The following is a 17,760-nucleotide window of genomic DNA, read 5'->3' as shown; positions in this document are numbered from 1 at the left end:
CTGGATAAATCAGGTGCCGCTAAAGCGTGCCGGTCGTCGTTCCATGAAATGCGCCACGCCTTCCTTGAAGTCATCGCTCTGGATGCTCAGGAACATCTCCCGGTTGGCCTGGGCGATGGACTCGGTGAGTGTCTGGAAAGGCGACTCGCCCAACTGCTGTTTGATGACGCGTACAGAGCGGGGCGAGACATTGAGGGCCAGTTCTTCGGCGTATTTCAGGGTCTGATCCAGCAGGGCGTCCGCAGCAAACAGGCGTTCGACCAGGCCCATGCTCAGTGCTTCCTGCGCCGACACCTTGCGTGACGAAAGCAACAAATCCGCGGCGTGCCCTGGCCCGACAATGCGCGGCAACAGCCAGGCAATGCCGTGTTCGGCAATCAACCCGCGTTTGGCGAAAGCCGTGGAAAACACCGCGGTTTCACTGGCGAAACGCATGTCGCTGTACAGCGCCAGTACCAACCCCAAGCCGGCGGCGGCGCCGTTGATTGCGCTGATGACGGGTTTGCGGACGCCGGGGAAATACGAGTAACGGCTTTGGTAGTCGGCGCGACGGTTCATGTCATAGGCGCGCATCCAGGCCATTTCACTGATGTCGTCGGGTGGCAGCACCTCAAGTTCATCGATGTCCATGCCGGCGCAGAATGCACGACCGTTGCCGGTCAATACGATGACGCGAACGGTGTCGTCGCGATCCAGTTGAGCGAACGCTTCGCGCAGCTCTGCCTCCATCACCTTGGTCAGTGCATTCATTTTCTCGGGGCGCATCAGGGTCACGACGGCAACGTGCTCTTGAGCGCCGAAACGGCTGAGTTCGATCTGATTGAAATTCATGATTTTTCCCTCGTGCTGGCGACGGGCATTTGAATGGCGCGTATTTCCACAAACTCCTCGATTCCGTACGTACCGCCCTCACGACCAAGGCCGGAATCACCAAAGCCACCGAACGGCGCTGCCGGGTTATAGGGCGCGCCATTGACGTCGACCTGACCGGCGCGCAGTTGAAGGGCGAGGCTCAGGGCGTGATCGGTATCGGCCGCCCACACCGCGCCGGCCAGGCCATACGCTGTGCCGTTGGCAATCTCGACGGCCTGCTGTTCGCTTTCATAGGTGGTCACGCTGAGTACAGGGCCAAACACTTCCTGCTGTGCCAGTGCCGATTGAGGCGGAACGCGGCCGAAAATAGTCGGCGCAATGTAGTAACCGGTCGCCGGCACTGGCGCTTGGCTGCCGCCGGCAATCAGGTCAAAACCCTGGGATTCGCTATCAGTGATCATGGCGTGAACACGGTCCCGATGCGCCGCAGACACCAGGGGCCCCATGCGCGTGGTCGCCTCCATGGGGTCGCCTAGCGTCAGGCGAGTCACCGCGTCAGCCAGCAAGGCACGGTAGGTGTCATACAACTCGACGGGGACGAGCAAGCGAGTCAGCGAGTTGCACGACTGGCCCGAGTTCAGAAAGCATGACGCGACCACGTGGCGTACGACGTTTTCGGCAGGGGCATCCGCTGTCGCGATGCAGGCTGATTTGCCACCCAACTCCAGTGAAACCCGCTTCAGTGCCTGGCCTGCCGAGGCGGCGATACGTCGGCCCACAGCGGTGGAACCGGTAAATGAGAGCAGCGCGATGTCTGGATGATCGACCAAAGCCTGGCCGGTCGCCGCGTCGCCCAGAACAATGTTCAGCACCCCGTTGGGCAGGCAGGCGGCCAGCGCGGCTTCACCCAGTGCACGTGCTGTGCAAGGCGCCAGTTCCGACGGTTTGAGGACCACGGTGCAACCGGCGACCAATGCCGCGGCGACCTTGCCGGTGATCTGGTGCAACGGGTAGTTCCACGGGGTGATAGCACCGACGACGCCGACCGGGACATGGGTGATGGTGGAGTTGCCGACCTGGGCATCCGTCAGGCAATCGACCGCCAGATCAGCCGTCGCCCGCCACGCCAGAATCGGTGCCTGCACCTGTATGCGCTGCGACAGCTTGAGCGGCATGCCGACCTCGGCGGCGATCCCCTGCGCAAGCTGAGCAACGTGTTCTTCCAGTTGATTGGCGATGCCGCGCACGAAGTCAGCCCGTGTGCTGACAGGCAGCGTTGACCACGAGGCAAAGGCATTTTTTGCGGCCTCGACGGCGAGGTCGATTTCCGATGATGTGCCATGGGCGACCTGGCCCAGCCCGGCTTCGCTCGCCGAGTCGTAGACGCGAGTGCTGTCGGCGGATTGTGCGGGCGTCCAGCGTCCGTTGATCAGGTGATGTTGATAGGCAGTCATGGTGTATTTCCTTTGCGTGCACGGGCGTCGAGAAACGCGCTCATCAAGGTCTGTGGCTCACCGCTGGCATAGCATTCGAGTTGGGCGCGGATGCCGGCGGTACAGGCGTCGTCGAAACCGGGTTGAGTGAGCGCCCGGAAGCGTTGTTTGGACAGGCGGATGGCCGTCGCGGGTAGCTGCGCCAGCGAGTGTGCGCGGACGATGGCTGCACCCAGGACGTCTGACGCAAGCTCTGTCACCAGCCCGATCTCGTGAGCGCGCTGGCCGTTGATGAGTTCGCCGGACAGGGACAGTTGCGCGTTATGGGTCAGGCCGACATGCAAAGAGAGCAAGTAGGAGCCGACGATGCTCGCCAGGCCCGCTTTCACTTCAGGCTGACCGATGCGGGCGTCCGGCGTGGCAACCCGCCAGTCGCCACACAGCGCGAGTTGCATGCCTGCGCCAGCGGCGACGCCGTTGATGGCGACCACGCAGGGTTTGTCCAGGTCGCGTACGGCCTGGTACATGGCGCGTTGCGCGTTCAGCCAAGGCGCAATCTGCTTCCAGTCGACCGCGCTGGCTTCTTCCAGATCCTGACCCGCACAAAACGCCCGGTCACCGGCACCCGTCAGAACGACCGCTTTAACAGCCGGGTCGTCATTGAGTTGTGTCAGCGCCGTGATCAATGCGCTGCGCAGGTTTTGATTCACTGCGTTCAGGTTGGCGGGGCGGTTGAGCGTGACCAGCGCCACCTGATTCTCGATTTCAACCAGGACGCTGCGCTGTTGATCGATATGACTGATGCTCATGGTGCCTCCCGATATTCGATAACGGCGTCGACCGCTACTACGCCTTCGGCCATGACCATGACCGGGTTGACGTCGACGCTCAGCAGGTTTGCCTGGTGTTGCAGGGCGAAATCACCCAGCGCCACCGCTGCCCGGGCCAGGGCCTTGGCGTCGAGTGGTGGTTGACCGCGTGCGCCCTTGAGTACCGGGGCAATGCGCAGTTGATCGATCGCTTCCAGCGCTTGTGCCTCAGTGAACGGGGCGAGCAGCGAAACGGTGTCCTTGCGGATCTCGACCAGGGTTCCCCCTTCACCGATCACGACCAGCGGGCCGAACAATGGATCTACGACGACGCCAAGCATGAATTCATGCAGCCCTTTGACCGAGCGCGCGACGATCAGCCGGCCGTGGGGAACACCCAGCGTGTCCAGGGCGCCCAGGCAACGATGCGCCGCGTCCTGAACCGCTTGCGGGTCGGCGAGGTTGAGATGAACCAGACCGTGCTCGCTCTTGTGGGGAACCTGCGCAGCGCAGCCTTTGATGACGATGCGCCCGCCGAAATCAGCGGCGATACGGGCCGCGCTATCCGCGTCATGGCAAACCCGATGCTCGACGACCGGCACCCCGGCGTTTGCCAGGAGGGCCAGGCTGTCTGCCTCATCAAGCAGGCCGGCGCAGGCGTTCACGGTTGTTGCCGTGGGTGCGGGGAGTGGCGAGCCTTGCCATTGGCAATGCCGGGCGTACTGACGAAGCGCCGCTACCGCTTCGCTTTCGTTGCGGAATGCCGGCACTCCGGCTTGCTGGAATTGCGCCCGGACATCCGCTTGAGGCGCGGTCATTACCACGGGTTTGCCGGTGTGTTGCATGAACCTCGCAGTGGTCTGAGCCAGCCCCGGCACATCGTAGCCAGGGCCTGCCACGGGGATCCCGATGAGAAACATGTCCGCTTCCGGGTCTTGGCCAAGCACATCGAGAACGGCAGGAAACATCCCGCCGTTGCCGAGCAGGGCGGCGGTGAGGTCCAGCGGATTTGCGGCGCTGGCGAAGTCAGGAATCAGACCTTTCAGGCGTTCCAGGGTTGGCGGCGCCAGCTCGGTCAGCGGCAGGCCGACACGTTCGGCGGCATCAGCGCACAGCACACCCACTGCACCGCTGTGACTCATCACGACCGCTCGACCAGCACCCGGAGCAAAACCGCTCAGGTACAGCGGTGCTGCGTTGACCAGTTCGTGGATATCGTGTGCACGCCAGATTCCATGCTTGTCGAGAAACGCATCGAGGGCGCCATCCTGGCCCACCATGGCCCCGGTGTGGGACGCGGCGGCAGCAGCGCCCTTGTTACTCACGCCGCCTTTGAGCAGCACGATGTGGCAGCCGTTTTGACGAGCGATGTGTGCCGCCTCCGCGAGCAGCATCGGGTTCGAAACCGTTTCCACGTACACCAGAATCAGGCGGATCTGCGGGTCGTCCACGAGGACGCGAGTCAGCTCCGACACGCCCAGGTCAGCGTCGTTGCCAGTGGCTGCCAGGTAGCGAACGCCATAACCCTGCTCACGCAACATCGCGTACGGCATGACGCTCGCCGCACCGCTTTGGCTGACAATGGCGATAGGTCCGTCGGTGGGCGCCACTTCCATGAACATGGTGCTGAAATTCAGCACCGCGCCGTTGGCGAAATTGGCAAATCCTTGGGCGTTGGGGCCGATCAGACGCATGCCGTGATGGCATGCGAAGTCCACCAGTTCATTCTGCAACTGGCGACCGCTTTCGCCGGTCTCGGCAAACCCGGAAGCCATGACCACTGCCGTCTTCACACCCAAACGGGCGCACGCCTTGATCGCTTCCACCGCCGCAGTGCCCGAGACGGCAATGATTGCTGCCTCGGGAACGGTATCCAGCGCACCCAGATCGGGATAGCAGCGCAGGCCTTGAACCGACTCGCGCTTGGGGTTGATCGGCAGGATTGTGCCGGCGTAACCCAACTTGAGCATGTAATGGATGGGCCGTCCGCCGACTTTGTTCGGGTCTTCGGATGCGCCGATGACGGCGACGCTGGACGGGTCGAACAGCGATAACGCTGCCGGGCTGATTTTATTGTTATGGGCCATGGGGGCTCTCGTTGGCTTCAGGTCTGATACGAGTCTAGGGAGCGCCATACCCATCTGGAAGTGTCATAAAGGCGATATCAGATACATCAAATAGTGATGGCTTGATGCAAGGCTGTCGTTTATGTTTCGAGCACTGGAAGAGGGCGCTGAGGGCGAGGTTGATGAATCTGAAACAGCTACAAAGCGTGTTGCTGATGGACGAGCTCGGGTCTATTTCCCGAACCGCAGTGGCGCTGGGCACCGCTCAGTCGCTGGTCAGCCGGCAACTGGCGCAACTGGAGGTCGAGTGGGGCGATCAGCTATTCGTGCGCACTGGGCGTGGTCTGGTCGTCTCGGATTTTGGGCGGCTTGTGCTACCGGAGATTCGTTTGCTGCTCGCTCAGGCCGAGCGCCTGGAAACGTTGGTCAGGGAGTCCTCAGGCGTGCCGGCAGGGACGGTGCACATCGGTGTGCTGCCGTCGATGTCGAGAAGGTTGCTGCCCATGCTGTTCACCAAGCTGCAAACCCATGCCCCCGGCGTCCGCCTGCATGTGGTCGAGGGCTTCAGCGGTGATCTTGATGAGCAACTGGCAGCAGGTGCGCTGGACCTGATAGTCGTTAATCGCTACGGCATATCCAACGCGCGTGACGAAGAAACCCTGGGCGTCGTTGATACGTACCTGGTGGGTAAAGCGGGAAGCCTCAATGGGCTCAAGCAATCGATCGAGTTTGCTGCGTTGGCGGATTTTCCGCTGATCCTGCCTTCTCGCCCCAACGGGTTACGGACCACCCTGGACCAGTTGGCGCGCAAACATCAGCTCTCGTTGAACGTGGCTATCGAAGTCGACACGCTGAACGCAATGAAGGATGTGGCGACGACAGGCGGAGCGTTCACCATCCTGCCTTTTCTGGCGGTGCAGGACGATGTCGAACGCGGGTTGCTCGATGCCGTGCGAATCACCAGGCCGGAGATCAAACGGACGATTGCCTTGGCGTTTACCCACCAGCATCCGCTGTCGAAGGCGGCCAGAGTGGTTGGCGTGCATGTCCGTGAGTTGTCCAAGGCGCTTCTTGAGTAAATCCTGCGCTTTTGAAGAATGGTCATGCCTTGGTTTTGCTCAGTCCCGCAGCGAACCTCCAGCCGATAAACCATCAGCTGCCGCTTATGAAGCGGCAGCTTTTTTATGCCTTGAAGGCGCCACAAAATTCACCTGTAGCCAGCTTTCAAGGCTTCATCCCTGCACTTAGTGACGATCCAGCCACACCGTCTGCGCGTTGCAGAATTCCCGCACGCCGAAGTGCGAAAGCTCGCGACCAAAACCGCTCTTCTTCACGCCGCCGAAGGTGACGCGCGGATCGGAGGCGCAGTAACCGTTGATGAATACGCCACCGGTTTCCAGTTCGCCGGCCATCTGTTGGGCACGTTCTACGTTGCCGGTGTAGATAGTCGCAGCGAGGCCGAATTCACTGTCATTTGCCAATTCCAGCGCGTGGGCGGCATCGCGTGCGGTGATGATCGACGCGACCGGGCCAAACAGTTCCTGCTTGAACGAGGTCATCTGGTCGGTGACATCAGCGAAAACCGTTGGCTCGTAGAAGTTGCCGGGGCCTTCTGCTTTCTTGCCACCCAGCAACAATGTCGCGCCTTCTTCCAGGGTATCGCGCACTTGTTGATCCAGTTCATCACGCAGATCAAAGCGGGCCATCGGGCCGACGTACGTGGTGGCGGCGAGTGGATCACCGACTACCAGTTTGCGCGTGGCTTCGACGAACTTGCGTGTGAACTCCTCGACGATGCCTTGCTCGACAATCAGGCGTTTGGCCGCTGCGCAGACTTGCCCGGTGTTTTGATAACGGCCAATGACGGCGGCTTTCACCGCATCGTCGAGGTCGGCATCGTTGAGCACGATAAAAGGGTCGGAACCACCGAGCTCCAATACACATTTTTTCAACACTGCACCGGCCTGCGCGCCGATGGCCATGCCGGCCCGCACGCTGCCGGTGAGGGTCACCGCTGCAATGCGTGAATCTTTGATCGCCGTGGAAACGCCGTCCGGCGTGACGTTGATGACTTCGAAAACCCCTTCAGGGAATTCGGCTTGCTTGAAGGCATCCAGCAACAGGTAAGCGCTGCCCATCACGTTTGGTGCGTGTTTGAGCACGTAGGTGTTGCCGGCGAGCAGTACCGGAACGGCGCCACGTAGTACCTGCCAGATCGGGAAGTTCCATGGCATTACCGCGAGAATCGGGCCGAGCGGGCGGTATTCAATGCGCGCTTTCCCGCCCTCAACCAGTGTCGGTTCAGCGTTGAGCATGGCCGGGCCGTGCTCGGCGTACCATTCGCAGAGCTGCGCACACTTTTCGATTTCGCCACGGGCCTGACTGATCGGCTTCCCCATCTCCAGGGTGATCATGGTTGCCATCGCTTCTGCGTTGTTGCGCAAGACGCTGGCCAGGGCGATCAGCCGTTGCGCGCGTTGCGCCACCGGTGTGCCGCGCCAGGCACGAAACCCGGCCGCAGCGCGTGACAGTGCGGATTGCAGCGCCGCATCGGATTCAAAAGGGTAGTGGCCGATCTGCTCGCCGTTGGCGGGGTTGATCGAAATGGCATGGGTGAGGCTGGAAACATGGGTCATGGCACCGTCCTGCGGGGTGGGGATGGGTTCAGACTACGGTGGCATTTGTTTTCTGGAAACTGAATAATACTGATCGTACCGTTCACGTTTGGAGAATGACTTGGATCTGGTTCAGCTCGAAATTTTCAAAGCTGTCGCCGAGCACGGCAGCATCAGCGTGGCCGCTCAGCATATCCATCGGGTGCCGTCGAACCTGACGACGCGGATCAAGCAACTGGAGCAGGATCTGGGCGTGGACCTGTTTATCCGCGAGAAAAGCCGCCTGCGGCTGTCGCCGGCCGGTTGGAGTTTTCTCGACTATGCCCGACGCATCCTCGACCTGGTCCAGGAGGCCCGCACGACGGTTGCCGGGGAAGAGCCGCAAGGATCGTTTCCCCTCGGTTCGCTGGAGAGCACGGCGGCGGTGCGTATTCCTGGGCTGTTGGCCGCCTATAACCAGAAGCACGCCAAAGTCGAGCTGGCCTTGTCCACCGGTCCTTCCGGAACCATGATCGACGGCGTGCTCTCGGGTCGATTGGCCGCTGCGTTTGTCGACGGGCCGGTGCTGCACCCGGCACTGGAGGGCGTGCCGGCCTTCGAGGAAGAGATGGTGCTGATCGCGCCGCTCAACCATGCCCCGATCCACCGCGCGCAAGACGTGAACGGCGAAAACATCTACGCCTTTCGTTCCAATTGCTCTTATCGCCACCACTTTGAAAGCTGGTTCGCCAAGGACGCCGCAGTGCCCGGCAAGATTTTCGAAATGGAGTCCTATCACGGCATGCTGGCCTGTGTCAGCTCCGGGGCTGGCCTGGCGCTGATGCCGCGCAGCATGCTCGAAAGCATGCCGGGCTGCACCACCGTGAGTGTGTGGCCGTTGTCTGAGTCCTTTCGCTATTTGCGAACCTGGCTGGTGTGGCGCCGGGGGACGGTGTCGCAAAGCCTGACCATGTTCGTGCGTTTGCTCGAGGAGCGATGCGCAGCGGCGGACCTACTGACTTGAGCGAATCGCGCCGCCATCGATCAGCAGATTCTGCCCGGCCGAAATAGCAGGGCTGCGCAAAAGCTGTCAGTGCGAATGACGCGGCTCGCCGCCACTTCGAGCGATGACCCGCATATGAAGGGTGGCCGGCTCCAGGCATCCGCCCGTCGATAACTGTCCAACCAATTGCCGGTACAGCTCTTGCCAGGGCGTTTGGGACGCGGGGATGTTGGGCGTCCACTCGGCGCGACGGCGGGCCATTTCGGCTTCGTCGACCAGCAGGTTTACCGATCTTGCGTTGAGGTCCACACGCAGGCGGTCGTTGGTTTTCAGCAGCGCCAAACCTCCGCCGACAGCGGCTTCCGGAGACATGTTGAGGATCGAAGGGCTGGCCGAGGTGCCGCTCTGGCGACCGTCGCCCAGGCACGGCAGAGAGTCGATGCCTTGCTTGATCAGTGCTGCCGGTGGCGCCATGTTCACCACTTCGGCGCTACCGGGGTAGCCCACGGTGCCGGCACCACGAATCACCAGGATGCAACGCTCGTCGATTTCCAGCGCCGGGTCGTCGATTCGGGCGTGATAGTCCTCCGGTCCTTCGAACACAATTGCCCGTGCTTCAAAGCTGTTTTCTGCGCCTGGCTCGGATAGATAGGTCTTGCGGAACGCCTCGCCGACCACCGACATTTTCATGATTGCGCTATCGAAGAAGTTACCGCTGAGAACGATGAAGCCCGCGCGATGTTTGAGAGGGGTCTCGAAGGGATAGATCACGTCAGCGTTGCTGGTCAGACTGCAGCTGACGATTTCGCCGATCGTCTTGCCGCTGACCGTGGCGCAGTCTTCGTGCAGGCGCCCGGCTTTTTGCAGTTCATGCATGACCGATGGCACGCCGCCCGCGCGATGGAAACCTTCGCCCAGGTATTTGCCGGCCGGCATGCAATTGACCAGCAGCGGCACATCTTCGCCAATCCGTTGCCAGTCATCCAGGCTCAACTCGACGCCCATGTGCCGGGCGATGGCGATCAGGTGCGGAGGGCAGTTGCTTGACGCGCCGAGCGCCGACGCGACGGCGATGGCGTTTTCGAAGGCTTCGCGGGTCATGATGTGTGACGGGCGTACATCCTGCATCACCAGTTCGCAAATGCGCTTGCCGGTGGCGTAGGCCATTTGACCGCGCTCGCGGTAGGGCGCCGGAATACTCGCGCAACCGGGCAACGACATGCCCAGCGCTTCGGCCAGTGCGTTCATCGACAGTGCGGTGCCCATGGTGTTGCAGTGACCCACCGAAGGCGATGCCGCGGTGGTCATTTCCATGAAGCCTTCGTAATCGATTTCACCGGCCGCCATCAGGTTGCGCGCGTGCCAGAGCACGGTGCCGGAGCCGATCAGTTCGCCCTTGTGATGACCGTCGAGCATCGGCCCGCCGGACAGCACAATGGACGGCAGGTCAGTGGTGGCGGCGGCCATCAGGCAGGCCGGGGTGGTCTTGTCGCAACCGGTGGTGAGTACAACACCATCCAGCGGATAACCGTGAAGAATCTCCACCAGTCCCAGATAGGCCAGGTTCCGATCCAGTGCGGCAGTAGGCCGGCGTGACTGTTCGGCGATCGGGTGGACGGGGAATTCCATGGGGATGCCACCGGCATCACGAATGCCGGCCTTGACCCGCTGCGCGAGTTCCAGGTGATGACGGTTGCAAGGTGTCAGGTCGCTGCCGGTCTGGGCGATGCCAATGATCGGGCGACCCGATTGCAGCTCTTCTCGGGTCATGCCGTAGTTCATGTAGCGTTCGACATACAGGGCAGTCATGTCCGCGTGGGCAGGGTCGTTGAACCATTGCTCGCTGCGCAGACGGCGTTTAGGGGTGTCACTCATGATTCATGTCTCTCTTGTAATTGGATGAATCGACAATCTGTTCTGGATCAGCGTGGCAGCAGTCCTCGGGACGCCAGGTTACGCAGCAAGGCGCTCACGCCAAAGGTCCAAGGCGTTGCCTCGCAGCTGTGGGTCACCTGATTGTGCAGGCTGCCGAGCAACGGGCTGCTGATGCTGACCCGGTCCCCCAGTTTGTGGGTGAAACCACTGCCGACATGATCACGATCTTCAGTGGGCGCGAACAGGGTACCGAGAAACAGCAGGAAACCATCGGGGTATTGGTGATTGGCGTTGAGGGTCTGGCCGGCGAGGTCCTGCGGGTCACGGCTGATCTGGCTCATGGAGCTCGATCCGTGCATCCGGTAACCATCCTCACCTTGCACCTCAAGGTCGACCACGCAGGCGCGGACATCGTCCAGGCTGAAATGCTCGTCGAACAGGCGGATGAACGGCCCGATCGAGCAGGATGCGTTGTTGTCCTTGGCCTTGCTCAGCAACAGCGCGCTGCGGCCTTCAAAGTCTCGCAGGTTGACGTCGTTGCCCAGGGTCGCACCGTGAATCTGCCCGCGACTGTTCACCGCCAGCACCACTTCCGGTTCCGGGTTGTTCCACTGCGAACCCGGATGAATGCCAATCCGGCTGCCGCTGCCAACAGAGGCCAGAACCGGTGCCTTGGTGAAGATTTCCGCGTCCGGGCCGATGCCCACTTCCAGGTATTGCGACCACATGCCTTGTTCGATCAACAAGTCTTTCAGACGCATGGCCTGCTCTGAGCCAGGAACGATCGAACGCAGGTTGTCACCGATTACGCCATGCACGGTGGCCCGCACGGCTTCGGCTTTGGCGGCGTCACCACCGGCCTGCTCCTCGATCACACGCTCGATCATGCTGGCGGCGAAGGTCACGCCGGCGGCCTTGATCACCTGCAAGTCCAGAGGGGCCAGCAGGTAAGGTCGGGACGGGTCGGCGTCAGGTCCGGTGTTGGCGAGCAGGGCCTCGATGCTGGCAATGAAGGTGCCCGGCGTCTCGCGCACTGCCGACAGAGGAGCGTCCGATTCCAGCAAGTCACTCAGGGTCGCGAAGCGCTCCGACAGATCGAACACGCCGTCGGCGCGCAGGACGATCGGCGAGGGTCCGGCGATCTGGCCTGGTACCCAGGCGCGGCCGATCAAGGTACCGGCGACGCCATCGACGGGCAGGGTGTTTTCGGGAGTAAGCAATAGCGACATGGGGCATCTTCCTGGTTCGTAAAGACTTCACGCTAGGACGGACAGTCGATAAACTCCAATGAGATAAATTCAGTATTCGATAACTTGCGGTTATTACCTGTGCGAGGCGTGTTCATGTCAGATCTGTCCTTCTCCAGTTTCTGCGGTTGGCTCAAGTTCAGGCATTTGCTGCTGATCGACACGTTGGGGCGCACCCGTAACATGCACCTGGCGGCGCAACAGATGAACCTCAGCCAGCCGGCCATCAGCAAGATGCTCAAAGAGATCGAAAGCCTGCTCGGTTTCGCCTTGTTCGAGCGCCAACCACGGGCCATGCCGCCCACGGCGCTGGGCGAACACGTGTTGCGCTATGCGCAAATCGCCTTGAACGATGCGCGCTCCTTCGTCGAGCAAATCAGCAGCCTGCGCGAGGGGGGGCACGGTCACCTCAAGGTCGGCGGAATATTTGCCGCTACGGCGGTGGCCCTGCCCGAGGCGATCTTGCAGATCAAACAGCGTTGGCCATTGCTGTCGATCGAGGTGGTGGAGCAAACCAGTAACCACCTGATGGAAATGCTTGAAGAGAAGAAGCTGGACCTGGCCATCGCCCGTTTCACCGATCAAAGCCAGCAGCAGCGGTACGACTTTCAACCGCTGGCTCCCGAACCGTTCTGCATTGTGGTCAACGACCGCCACCCGCTGGCAGGTGTCGGCCCCATCTCGTTGGAGCAACTGGTGGACTTGCCATGGATTCTTTACCCGGTGGGTACGCCGATTCGCGGGCGCATGGAACTCGCGTTCGCCGAAGCCGGCGTGGGCATGCCTCGCAACACCGTCGACACCATTTCGATGCAGACCTTCCTCCAGGTGCTGCAGCGTGGGCCGATGATCGGGATGCTGCCCAATGCCATGGTCAACCCACTGCTCGAAAGCGGTCAGCTCAAGACGCTGGATACGCCTTTGCATTTGGTCCCGCAGGACTACGGCATCCTCACCCGCAAGGGCGAGCAACTGGTGGGGGCGGCTCTGGAATTTGCCGAAATACTCAAGGACAACGCCCGTTTGAACAACGATTCGGCGAGTTAAATCCGATGGGGTTTATCGGCTAATTCGATAACGGATCGTTATCGGTTAATCCAAAAATGCCATTGGGAAAGAATCGATTCGCGACAGTACAGTAGCGACCAGCTTTCAATCAGGGTCAGGAGACTGTCATGCCCGAACTGTCCGGACACAATTTCATCGCGGGAGGCCGCAGCGCCGCCGGATCGGTGGTGTTGCACAGCGTTGATGCGACGACCGGGCAACCATTGCCCACGGCGTTCATTCAGGCCACGGTCGAGGAAGTGGACGCCGCGGCAACGGCCGCCGCCCAGGCCTATCCGGTTTATCGTCATCTACCGGCCGCCCGTCGTGCCGAGTTCCTTGAGGCCATTGCCACAGAGCTGGATGCACTGGGCGACGATTTCGTTGCCCTGGTCTGCCAGGAAACCGCTTTGCCGGCGGCACGCATCCAGGGCGAACGCGCTCGCACCAGCGGCCAGATGCGCCTGTTCGCCCAGGCCCTGCGTCGCGGCGACTTCTACGGTGCACGCATCGATCTGCCACTCCCGGCACGCCAATCCTTGCCGCGCGTCGATCTGCGTCAGTGTCGCCTGGGTGTCGGCCCGGTGGCGGTGTTCGGCGCCAGTAACTTTCCGTTGGCATTTTCTACCGCTGGAGGTGACACCGCGGCTGCGCTCGCCGCCGGTTGCCCAGTGGTGTTCAAAGCCCACAGCGGACACATGGCGACCGCCGAACGAGTGGCCGAAGCCATCGTTCGCGCCGCCGAGCATACCGGCATGCCCGAGGGCGTGTTCAACATGATCTTCGGTGCCGGCGTGGGTGAAACGCTGGTCAAGCATCCGCTGATTCAGGCCGTCGGTTTCACCGGTTCACTCAAGGGCGGCAGGGCGCTGTGCGACATGGCCGCCGCCCGCCCGCAGCCGATCCCGGTATTTGCCGAGATGAGCAGCATCAACCCGGTACTGGTCCTGCCCGAGGCACTGCAAGTGCGCGGCGAGCGCATCGCTACCGAACTGGCGGCGTCGGTGGTCATGGGCGCGGGGCAGTTCTGCACCAATCCCGGCCTGGTCATCGGCATTCGCTCACCGGCCTTCAGCCACTTTGTGCAGACGCTCAGTGCCTTGATGGCTGATCAGCCCGCGCAAACCATGCTCAATGCGGGCGGCCTGCGCAGTTACGTTCACGGTTGCGAAACGTTGCTGGCGCATCCACAGATCATTCATCTGGCCGGGCGGGCACAGCAGGGCAACAAGGCGCAGGCGCAATTGTTCCAGGCAGATGCCAGCCTGCTGCTGACGGGCAACGAGTTGCTGCAGGAAGAAATCTTCGGTCCGGCCACCGTGGTGGTCGAGGTGGCCGATCGGGCCGAACTGTTGGCGGCCTTGCACGGTTTACGCGGCCAACTGACCGCGACCTTGCTGGGGGAGACGGCAGAGTTGGAACAGTCCGCCGACCTGGTGGCGCTGCTTGAGCAAAAAGTCGGTCGCGTACTGGTCAATGGTTACCCCACCGGTGTGGAAGTCTGCGATGCCATGGTCCACGGCGGTCCTTGGCCGGCGACATCCGATGCCCGTGGCACCTCGGTTGGCACATTGGCCATCGATCGCTTCCTGCGCCCGGTCTGCTACCAGAATTTCCCTGACGCCTTGCTTCCTGACGCGCTGAAGAACCGCAATCCATTGGGACTGACGCGCCTGGTCAACGGAGAAAAAACCACCGAAGCACTCTAGTCATTGCGCTATGCCGAGTGAACGGTTCACTCGGCCTGACCCATTCGATAAAAACAATCAGGCATGTCCACATGCCCAGGGGTTACCTCATGCAAACGATATCCGAGCAATTGCCCGCGCAGGCGCAGGCCAGCGCACTCGAATTTGAAGACCGGACCTACCGCAAGGTGATCTGGCGAATTCTTCCTGTCCTGCTCCTGTGTTACATGGCCGCTTATCTGGACCGGGTCAATATCGGCTTTGCCAAACTCGACATGCTCAACGAGCTGCAGTTCAGCAACACCGTCTATGCCTTGGGCGCCAGTATGTTCTTCTGGGGCTACTTCCTGTTTGAAGTGCCAAGCAACCTGTTGCTGCATCGCTACGGCGCGCGCTTCTGGATTGCCCGGATCATGTTGACCTGGGCCGTAATCTCCATGGCCGTGGCGTTCACCGTGCCACTGGCGGGTTTCTTCCACATCGAATCGAGCACGATGTTCTACGTGCTGCGCTTCTTGTTGGGCATCTGTGAAGCCGGCTTTTTCCCGGGTGTGATTCTGTACCTCAACTACTGGTTTCCGACCCATCGGCAAAGCCGGGTGATGTCCGGGTTCCTGATGGCATTGCCGGTCAGCCTGACCCTGGGCGGGATCCTTTCCGGTTGGTTGATGAGCAGCATGCAAGGCGTGCAGGGCATGTCCGGATGGCAATGGATGCTGATCATCGAAGGCATTCCCTCGATCATCATGGCGTTCGTCGTCATCGTCTGCCTGGCCAACAACATCGACTCCGCCAAATGGCTGTCCGCTGCGGAGAAAGCCTTGCTCAAGGCCAATCTGCAAACCGATAACCAGGGCAAGGCTTCGCGCCTGAGCGAGGTGTTTTTCAATCCGCGGGTGTGGTTGCTGGTGCTGATCCTGCTGACCTTCAACACCGGCTTCTACGGCCTGGCGTTCTGGATGCCTTCGATCATCAAGAGCACGGGCATCACCAACAGCTTGCACATTGGCCTCCTGACCGCCATTCCCTATTCGATTGCCACGGTTGCGATGCTGCTCAACGCACGGCACTCCAACCGGACCGGTGAGCGTCGTATGCACGCGGCGATTCCCGCCTTCATCGGTGGTTTGGGGTTGATTCTTAGCGCGTATTTCGCCGACAACCTGGTGTTGTCCGTGTTGTTCCTCAGCGTATCTGCGTCGGGGATCCTCAGCCTGATGCCGATTTACTGGACCCTGCCGGGAACCGTGCTTTCCGGCGTCGCCGCTGCGGCGGGTATCGGCATGATCAACGCCTTCGGCAACCTCTCCGGTTTCACCGGCTCGATGATCACCGCCGTCGCTGAAAACCTGACCGGCAATATCAACAACGGCACCTACGTTCTGGCGCTGTGCTTGTTCGTCAGCGGCGGGCTGATCCTCGCCATTCCCGCGTCGATGCTCGGCAGAACCCCTAAAACAGCACCCCTCACCGCGAAGCTGGAGGCTGCATGAACCTGCAGAACAAACGGGTGCTGATCACGGCGGCGGGGCAGGGTATCGGCATGGCCAGCGCCATTGCCTTTGCCCGGGCCGGTGCCGAAGTGTTTGCCACGGACCTCGATATCAGCAGGCTGGAAGGGCTTGAAGGCATAACGGCGATTACCCTGGACGTGACATCGACCACCGCCATCAGCGAAATCAGTGAGCGCATCGGCGCACTGGACGTGCTGTTCAACTGCGCGGGCTACGTGCACAGTGGCAACATTCTCGAATGCGATGAAGCGGACTGGGCGCGGTCGATGGACATCAACGTCACCGCCATGTACCGCATGATCCGCGCGTTCCTGCCGGGGATGCTGGAACGCGGAGGTGGATCAGTCATCAACATGTCATCGGTGGTTTCCAGCATCAAAGGCGTGCCCAACCGTTTTGCCTATGCTGCCAGCAAAGCGGCGGTGGTAGGGCTGACCAAGGCGGTTGCCGCCGACTTCATCAGTCAGGGCATTCGCTGCAACGCCATTTGCCCCGGTACCGTGGAATCGCCGTCGCTGCGTCAGCGCATTGCCGCACAGGCCGCGCAACAAGGCGTCGACGAAGCACGGGTCTACCAGCAATTTCTTGAGCGCCAACCCATGGGTCGCATCGGCAGTGCCGACGAGATCGCCCAGTTGGCTTTGTACCTGGGCAGCGATGCGTCCGCCTACACCACAGGCGGTGTGCATGTCATCGATGGCGGCATGAGCATCTGAAACCCGCTTCGCACTTTCGGTTTGAGCAGGAGAACTAAATGAAACTGTTGCGTTATGGCGAAAAAGGTTCGGAAAAACCGGGCCTGCTGGATGCCGATAATCAGATCCGCGACCTCTCGGCGCATGTACCGGACATCGCCGGACTGGCCCTGAGCCCGGAAAGCCTGGCAACGCTTGCCGCCATCGATCCGTCCAGCCTGCCCATCGTTGCCGGTAAGCCACGGATAGGCGCCTGCGTCGGCCAGGTCGGTAAGTTCGTGTGCATTGGTCTGAACTACGCCGACCATGCGGCCGAGTCGAACATGGAAGTGCCGAAAGAGCCGATCATCTTCAACAAGTGGACGAGTGCCATCTGCGGTCCGAACGACAACATCGAGATCCCGCGCGGTTCAAAGAAGACCGATTGGGAAGTCGAACTCGGCGTGGTCATCGGCAAAGGCGGGCGCAACATCGATGAAGCCAACGCCATGGAGCATGTCGCCGGCTATTGCGTGATCAACGATGTCTCTGAGCGCGAATGGCAACTGGAGCGGGGCGGTACCTGGGACAAGGGCAAAGGCTTCGATACCTTTGGCCCGCTCGGCCCATGGCTGGTAACCCGCGATGAAATCACCGATCCGCATGCGCTGGACCTGTGGCTCGATGTCGACGGACACCGCTACCAGCAAGGGAATACGCGGACGCTGATCTTCAACGTGCCGCAACTGATTGCTTACCTGAGTCGTTGCATGAGCCTGCAACCTGGCGATGTGATTTCGACGGGCACGCCACCGGGCGTCGGTTTGGGCATCAAGCCACAGCCGGTTTTCCTGCGTCCGGGGCAGACCATTCGTTTGGGCATCGCGGGGTTGGGTGAACAGCAGCAAGTCACCGTGCAGGCGGATTGAGGCAAGCGTTCCCAAACACCAGAAACGACAAAGCCCCGAGCGATCGGGGCTTTGTCGTTTTTCTCGGG

Annotated in this window: 14 protein-coding genes; 7 read left to right on the top strand and 7 right to left on the bottom strand. The window is 61.2% G+C overall.

What is annotated here, in order from left to right:
- Nucleotides 1–9: 9 nt before the first annotated feature.
- Genes IB245_RS19100 through IB245_RS19085 form a run of 4 tightly spaced genes read right to left on the bottom strand, consistent with a single transcriptional unit; the run spans nt 10 to nt 5,142 of the window.
- Nucleotides 10–831: an enoyl-CoA hydratase gene (locus IB245_RS19100; protein WP_192228349.1), complete on the bottom strand. Its 822-nt coding sequence runs from the start codon at nt 829–831 to the stop codon at nt 10–12.
- The gene (locus IB245_RS19095; protein ID WP_192228348.1) at nt 828–2,267 is read right to left on the bottom strand and encodes an aldehyde dehydrogenase family protein; all 1,440 of its coding nucleotides are present in this window, start codon (nt 2,265–2,267) and stop codon (nt 828–830) included. Before IB245_RS19095 ends, IB245_RS19100 begins: the two co-directional genes overlap by 4 nt.
- Nucleotides 2,264–3,055 carry an enoyl-CoA hydratase/isomerase family protein gene (locus IB245_RS19090; RefSeq protein WP_192228347.1) on the bottom strand — a complete coding sequence of 264 codons (792 nt, stop codon included), beginning with the start codon at nt 3,053–3,055 and terminating at the stop codon, nt 2,264–2,266. Before IB245_RS19090 ends, IB245_RS19095 begins: the two co-directional genes overlap by 4 nt.
- Complete coding sequence (locus IB245_RS19085) at nt 3,052–5,142, bottom strand: acetate--CoA ligase family protein (RefSeq protein ID WP_192228346.1); 2,091 nt, start codon at nt 5,140–5,142, stop codon at nt 3,052–3,054. The genes IB245_RS19090 and IB245_RS19085 overlap by 4 nt, the downstream gene beginning before the upstream one ends.
- Nucleotides 5,143–5,303: 161 nt before the next feature.
- Here IB245_RS19085 and IB245_RS19080 point away from each other — a divergent pair, with 161 nt between their 5' ends.
- Nucleotides 5,304–6,200 (top strand): LysR family transcriptional regulator, encoded by an 897-nt coding sequence (locus tag IB245_RS19080; RefSeq protein WP_192228345.1) that lies wholly within the window; start codon nt 5,304–5,306, stop codon nt 6,198–6,200.
- Nucleotides 6,201–6,365: 165 nt separating this feature from the next.
- Here the strand turns inward: IB245_RS19080 and IB245_RS19075 are convergent, their stop codons facing one another.
- Nucleotides 6,366–7,757 (bottom strand): aldehyde dehydrogenase family protein, encoded by a 1,392-nt coding sequence (locus IB245_RS19075; RefSeq protein ID WP_192228344.1) that lies wholly within the window; start codon nt 7,755–7,757, stop codon nt 6,366–6,368.
- Nucleotides 7,758–7,857: 100 nt separating this feature from the next.
- Here IB245_RS19075 and ptrR point away from each other — a divergent pair, with 100 nt between their 5' ends.
- Complete coding sequence (gene ptrR / locus IB245_RS19070; protein WP_008039073.1) at nt 7,858–8,739, top strand: putrescine utilization regulator PtrR; 882 nt, start codon at nt 7,858–7,860, stop codon at nt 8,737–8,739.
- 66 nt (nt 8,740–8,805) lie between these two features.
- On the opposite strand, the gene IB245_RS19065 is transcribed toward ptrR, so the two are convergent.
- The gene (locus tag IB245_RS19065) at nt 8,806–10,593 is read right to left on the bottom strand and encodes an IlvD/Edd family dehydratase (RefSeq protein WP_192228343.1); all 1,788 of its coding nucleotides are present in this window, start codon (nt 10,591–10,593) and stop codon (nt 8,806–8,808) included.
- A 47-nt stretch (nt 10,594–10,640) separates the two neighbouring features.
- Nucleotides 10,641–11,822: a fumarylacetoacetate hydrolase family protein gene (locus IB245_RS19060; RefSeq protein ID WP_192228342.1), complete on the bottom strand. Its 1,182-nt coding sequence runs from the start codon at nt 11,820–11,822 to the stop codon at nt 10,641–10,643.
- Nucleotides 11,823–11,936: 114 nt separating this feature from the next.
- On the opposite strand from IB245_RS19060, the gene IB245_RS19055 reads away from it, so the two are divergent.
- From IB245_RS19055 to IB245_RS19035, 5 genes are all read left to right on the top strand, one after another.
- Entirely contained in the window at nt 11,937–12,887 is a 951-nt protein-coding gene (locus IB245_RS19055) for a LysR family transcriptional regulator (protein ID WP_008024779.1), read from the top strand.
- 128 nt (nt 12,888–13,015) lie between these two features.
- Nucleotides 13,016–14,596 (top strand): aldehyde dehydrogenase (NADP(+)), encoded by a 1,581-nt coding sequence (locus IB245_RS19050; RefSeq protein WP_192228341.1) that lies wholly within the window; start codon nt 13,016–13,018, stop codon nt 14,594–14,596.
- An 89-nt stretch (nt 14,597–14,685) separates the two neighbouring features.
- Nucleotides 14,686–16,068: an MFS transporter gene (locus IB245_RS19045; RefSeq protein ID WP_032832480.1), complete on the top strand. Its 1,383-nt coding sequence runs from the start codon at nt 14,686–14,688 to the stop codon at nt 16,066–16,068.
- Nucleotides 16,065–16,805, top strand: coding sequence for an SDR family oxidoreductase (locus IB245_RS19040; protein ID WP_192228340.1), 741 nt, complete (start codon nt 16,065–16,067; stop codon nt 16,803–16,805). Before IB245_RS19045 ends, IB245_RS19040 begins: the two co-directional genes overlap by 4 nt.
- A gap of 38 nt (nt 16,806–16,843) precedes the next feature.
- Entirely contained in the window at nt 16,844–17,692 is an 849-nt protein-coding gene (locus IB245_RS19035; protein WP_008024786.1) for an ureidoglycolate lyase, read from the top strand.
- Nucleotides 17,693–17,760: the final 68 nt, after the last annotated feature.

Source organism: Pseudomonas sp. PDM02 (assembly GCF_014852285.1).
Lineage (GTDB): Bacteria > Pseudomonadota > Gammaproteobacteria > Pseudomonadales > Pseudomonadaceae > Aquipseudomonas > Aquipseudomonas migulae.
The sequence above is the reverse complement of the archived record's forward strand: the minus strand, read 5'-3'. Positions and strand labels throughout refer to the sequence as shown.

What these genes read in the sequence shown, in the direction of transcription:
- IB245_RS19100 (WP_192228349.1), bottom strand. Translation starts at nt 831, where the DNA reads ATGAATTTCAATCAGATCGAACTCAGCCGTTTCGGCGCTCAAGAGCAC.
- IB245_RS19095 (WP_192228348.1), bottom strand. Translation starts at nt 2,267, where the DNA reads ATGACTGCCTATCAACATCACCTGATCAACGGACGCTGGACGCCCGCA.
- IB245_RS19090 (WP_192228347.1), bottom strand. Translation starts at nt 3,055, where the DNA reads ATGAGCATCAGTCATATCGATCAACAGCGCAGCGTCCTGGTTGAAATC.
- IB245_RS19085 (WP_192228346.1), bottom strand. Translation starts at nt 5,142, where the DNA reads ATGGCCCATAACAATAAAATCAGCCCGGCAGCGTTATCGCTGTTCGAC.
- IB245_RS19080 (WP_192228345.1), top strand. Translation starts at nt 5,304, where the DNA reads ATGAATCTGAAACAGCTACAAAGCGTGTTGCTGATGGACGAGCTCGGG.
- IB245_RS19075 (WP_192228344.1), bottom strand. Translation starts at nt 7,757, where the DNA reads ATGACCCATGTTTCCAGCCTCACCCATGCCATTTCGATCAACCCCGCC.
- IB245_RS19065 (WP_192228343.1), bottom strand. Translation starts at nt 10,593, where the DNA reads ATGAGTGACACCCCTAAACGCCGTCTGCGCAGCGAGCAATGGTTCAAC.
- IB245_RS19060 (WP_192228342.1), bottom strand. Translation starts at nt 11,822, where the DNA reads ATGTCGCTATTGCTTACTCCCGAAAACACCCTGCCCGTCGATGGCGTC.
- IB245_RS19055 (WP_008024779.1), top strand. Translation starts at nt 11,937, where the DNA reads ATGTCAGATCTGTCCTTCTCCAGTTTCTGCGGTTGGCTCAAGTTCAGG.
- IB245_RS19050 (WP_192228341.1), top strand. Translation starts at nt 13,016, where the DNA reads ATGCCCGAACTGTCCGGACACAATTTCATCGCGGGAGGCCGCAGCGCC.
- IB245_RS19045 (WP_032832480.1), top strand. Translation starts at nt 14,686, where the DNA reads ATGCAAACGATATCCGAGCAATTGCCCGCGCAGGCGCAGGCCAGCGCA.
- IB245_RS19040 (WP_192228340.1), top strand. Translation starts at nt 16,065, where the DNA reads ATGAACCTGCAGAACAAACGGGTGCTGATCACGGCGGCGGGGCAGGGT.
- IB245_RS19035 (WP_008024786.1), top strand. Translation starts at nt 16,844, where the DNA reads ATGAAACTGTTGCGTTATGGCGAAAAAGGTTCGGAAAAACCGGGCCTG.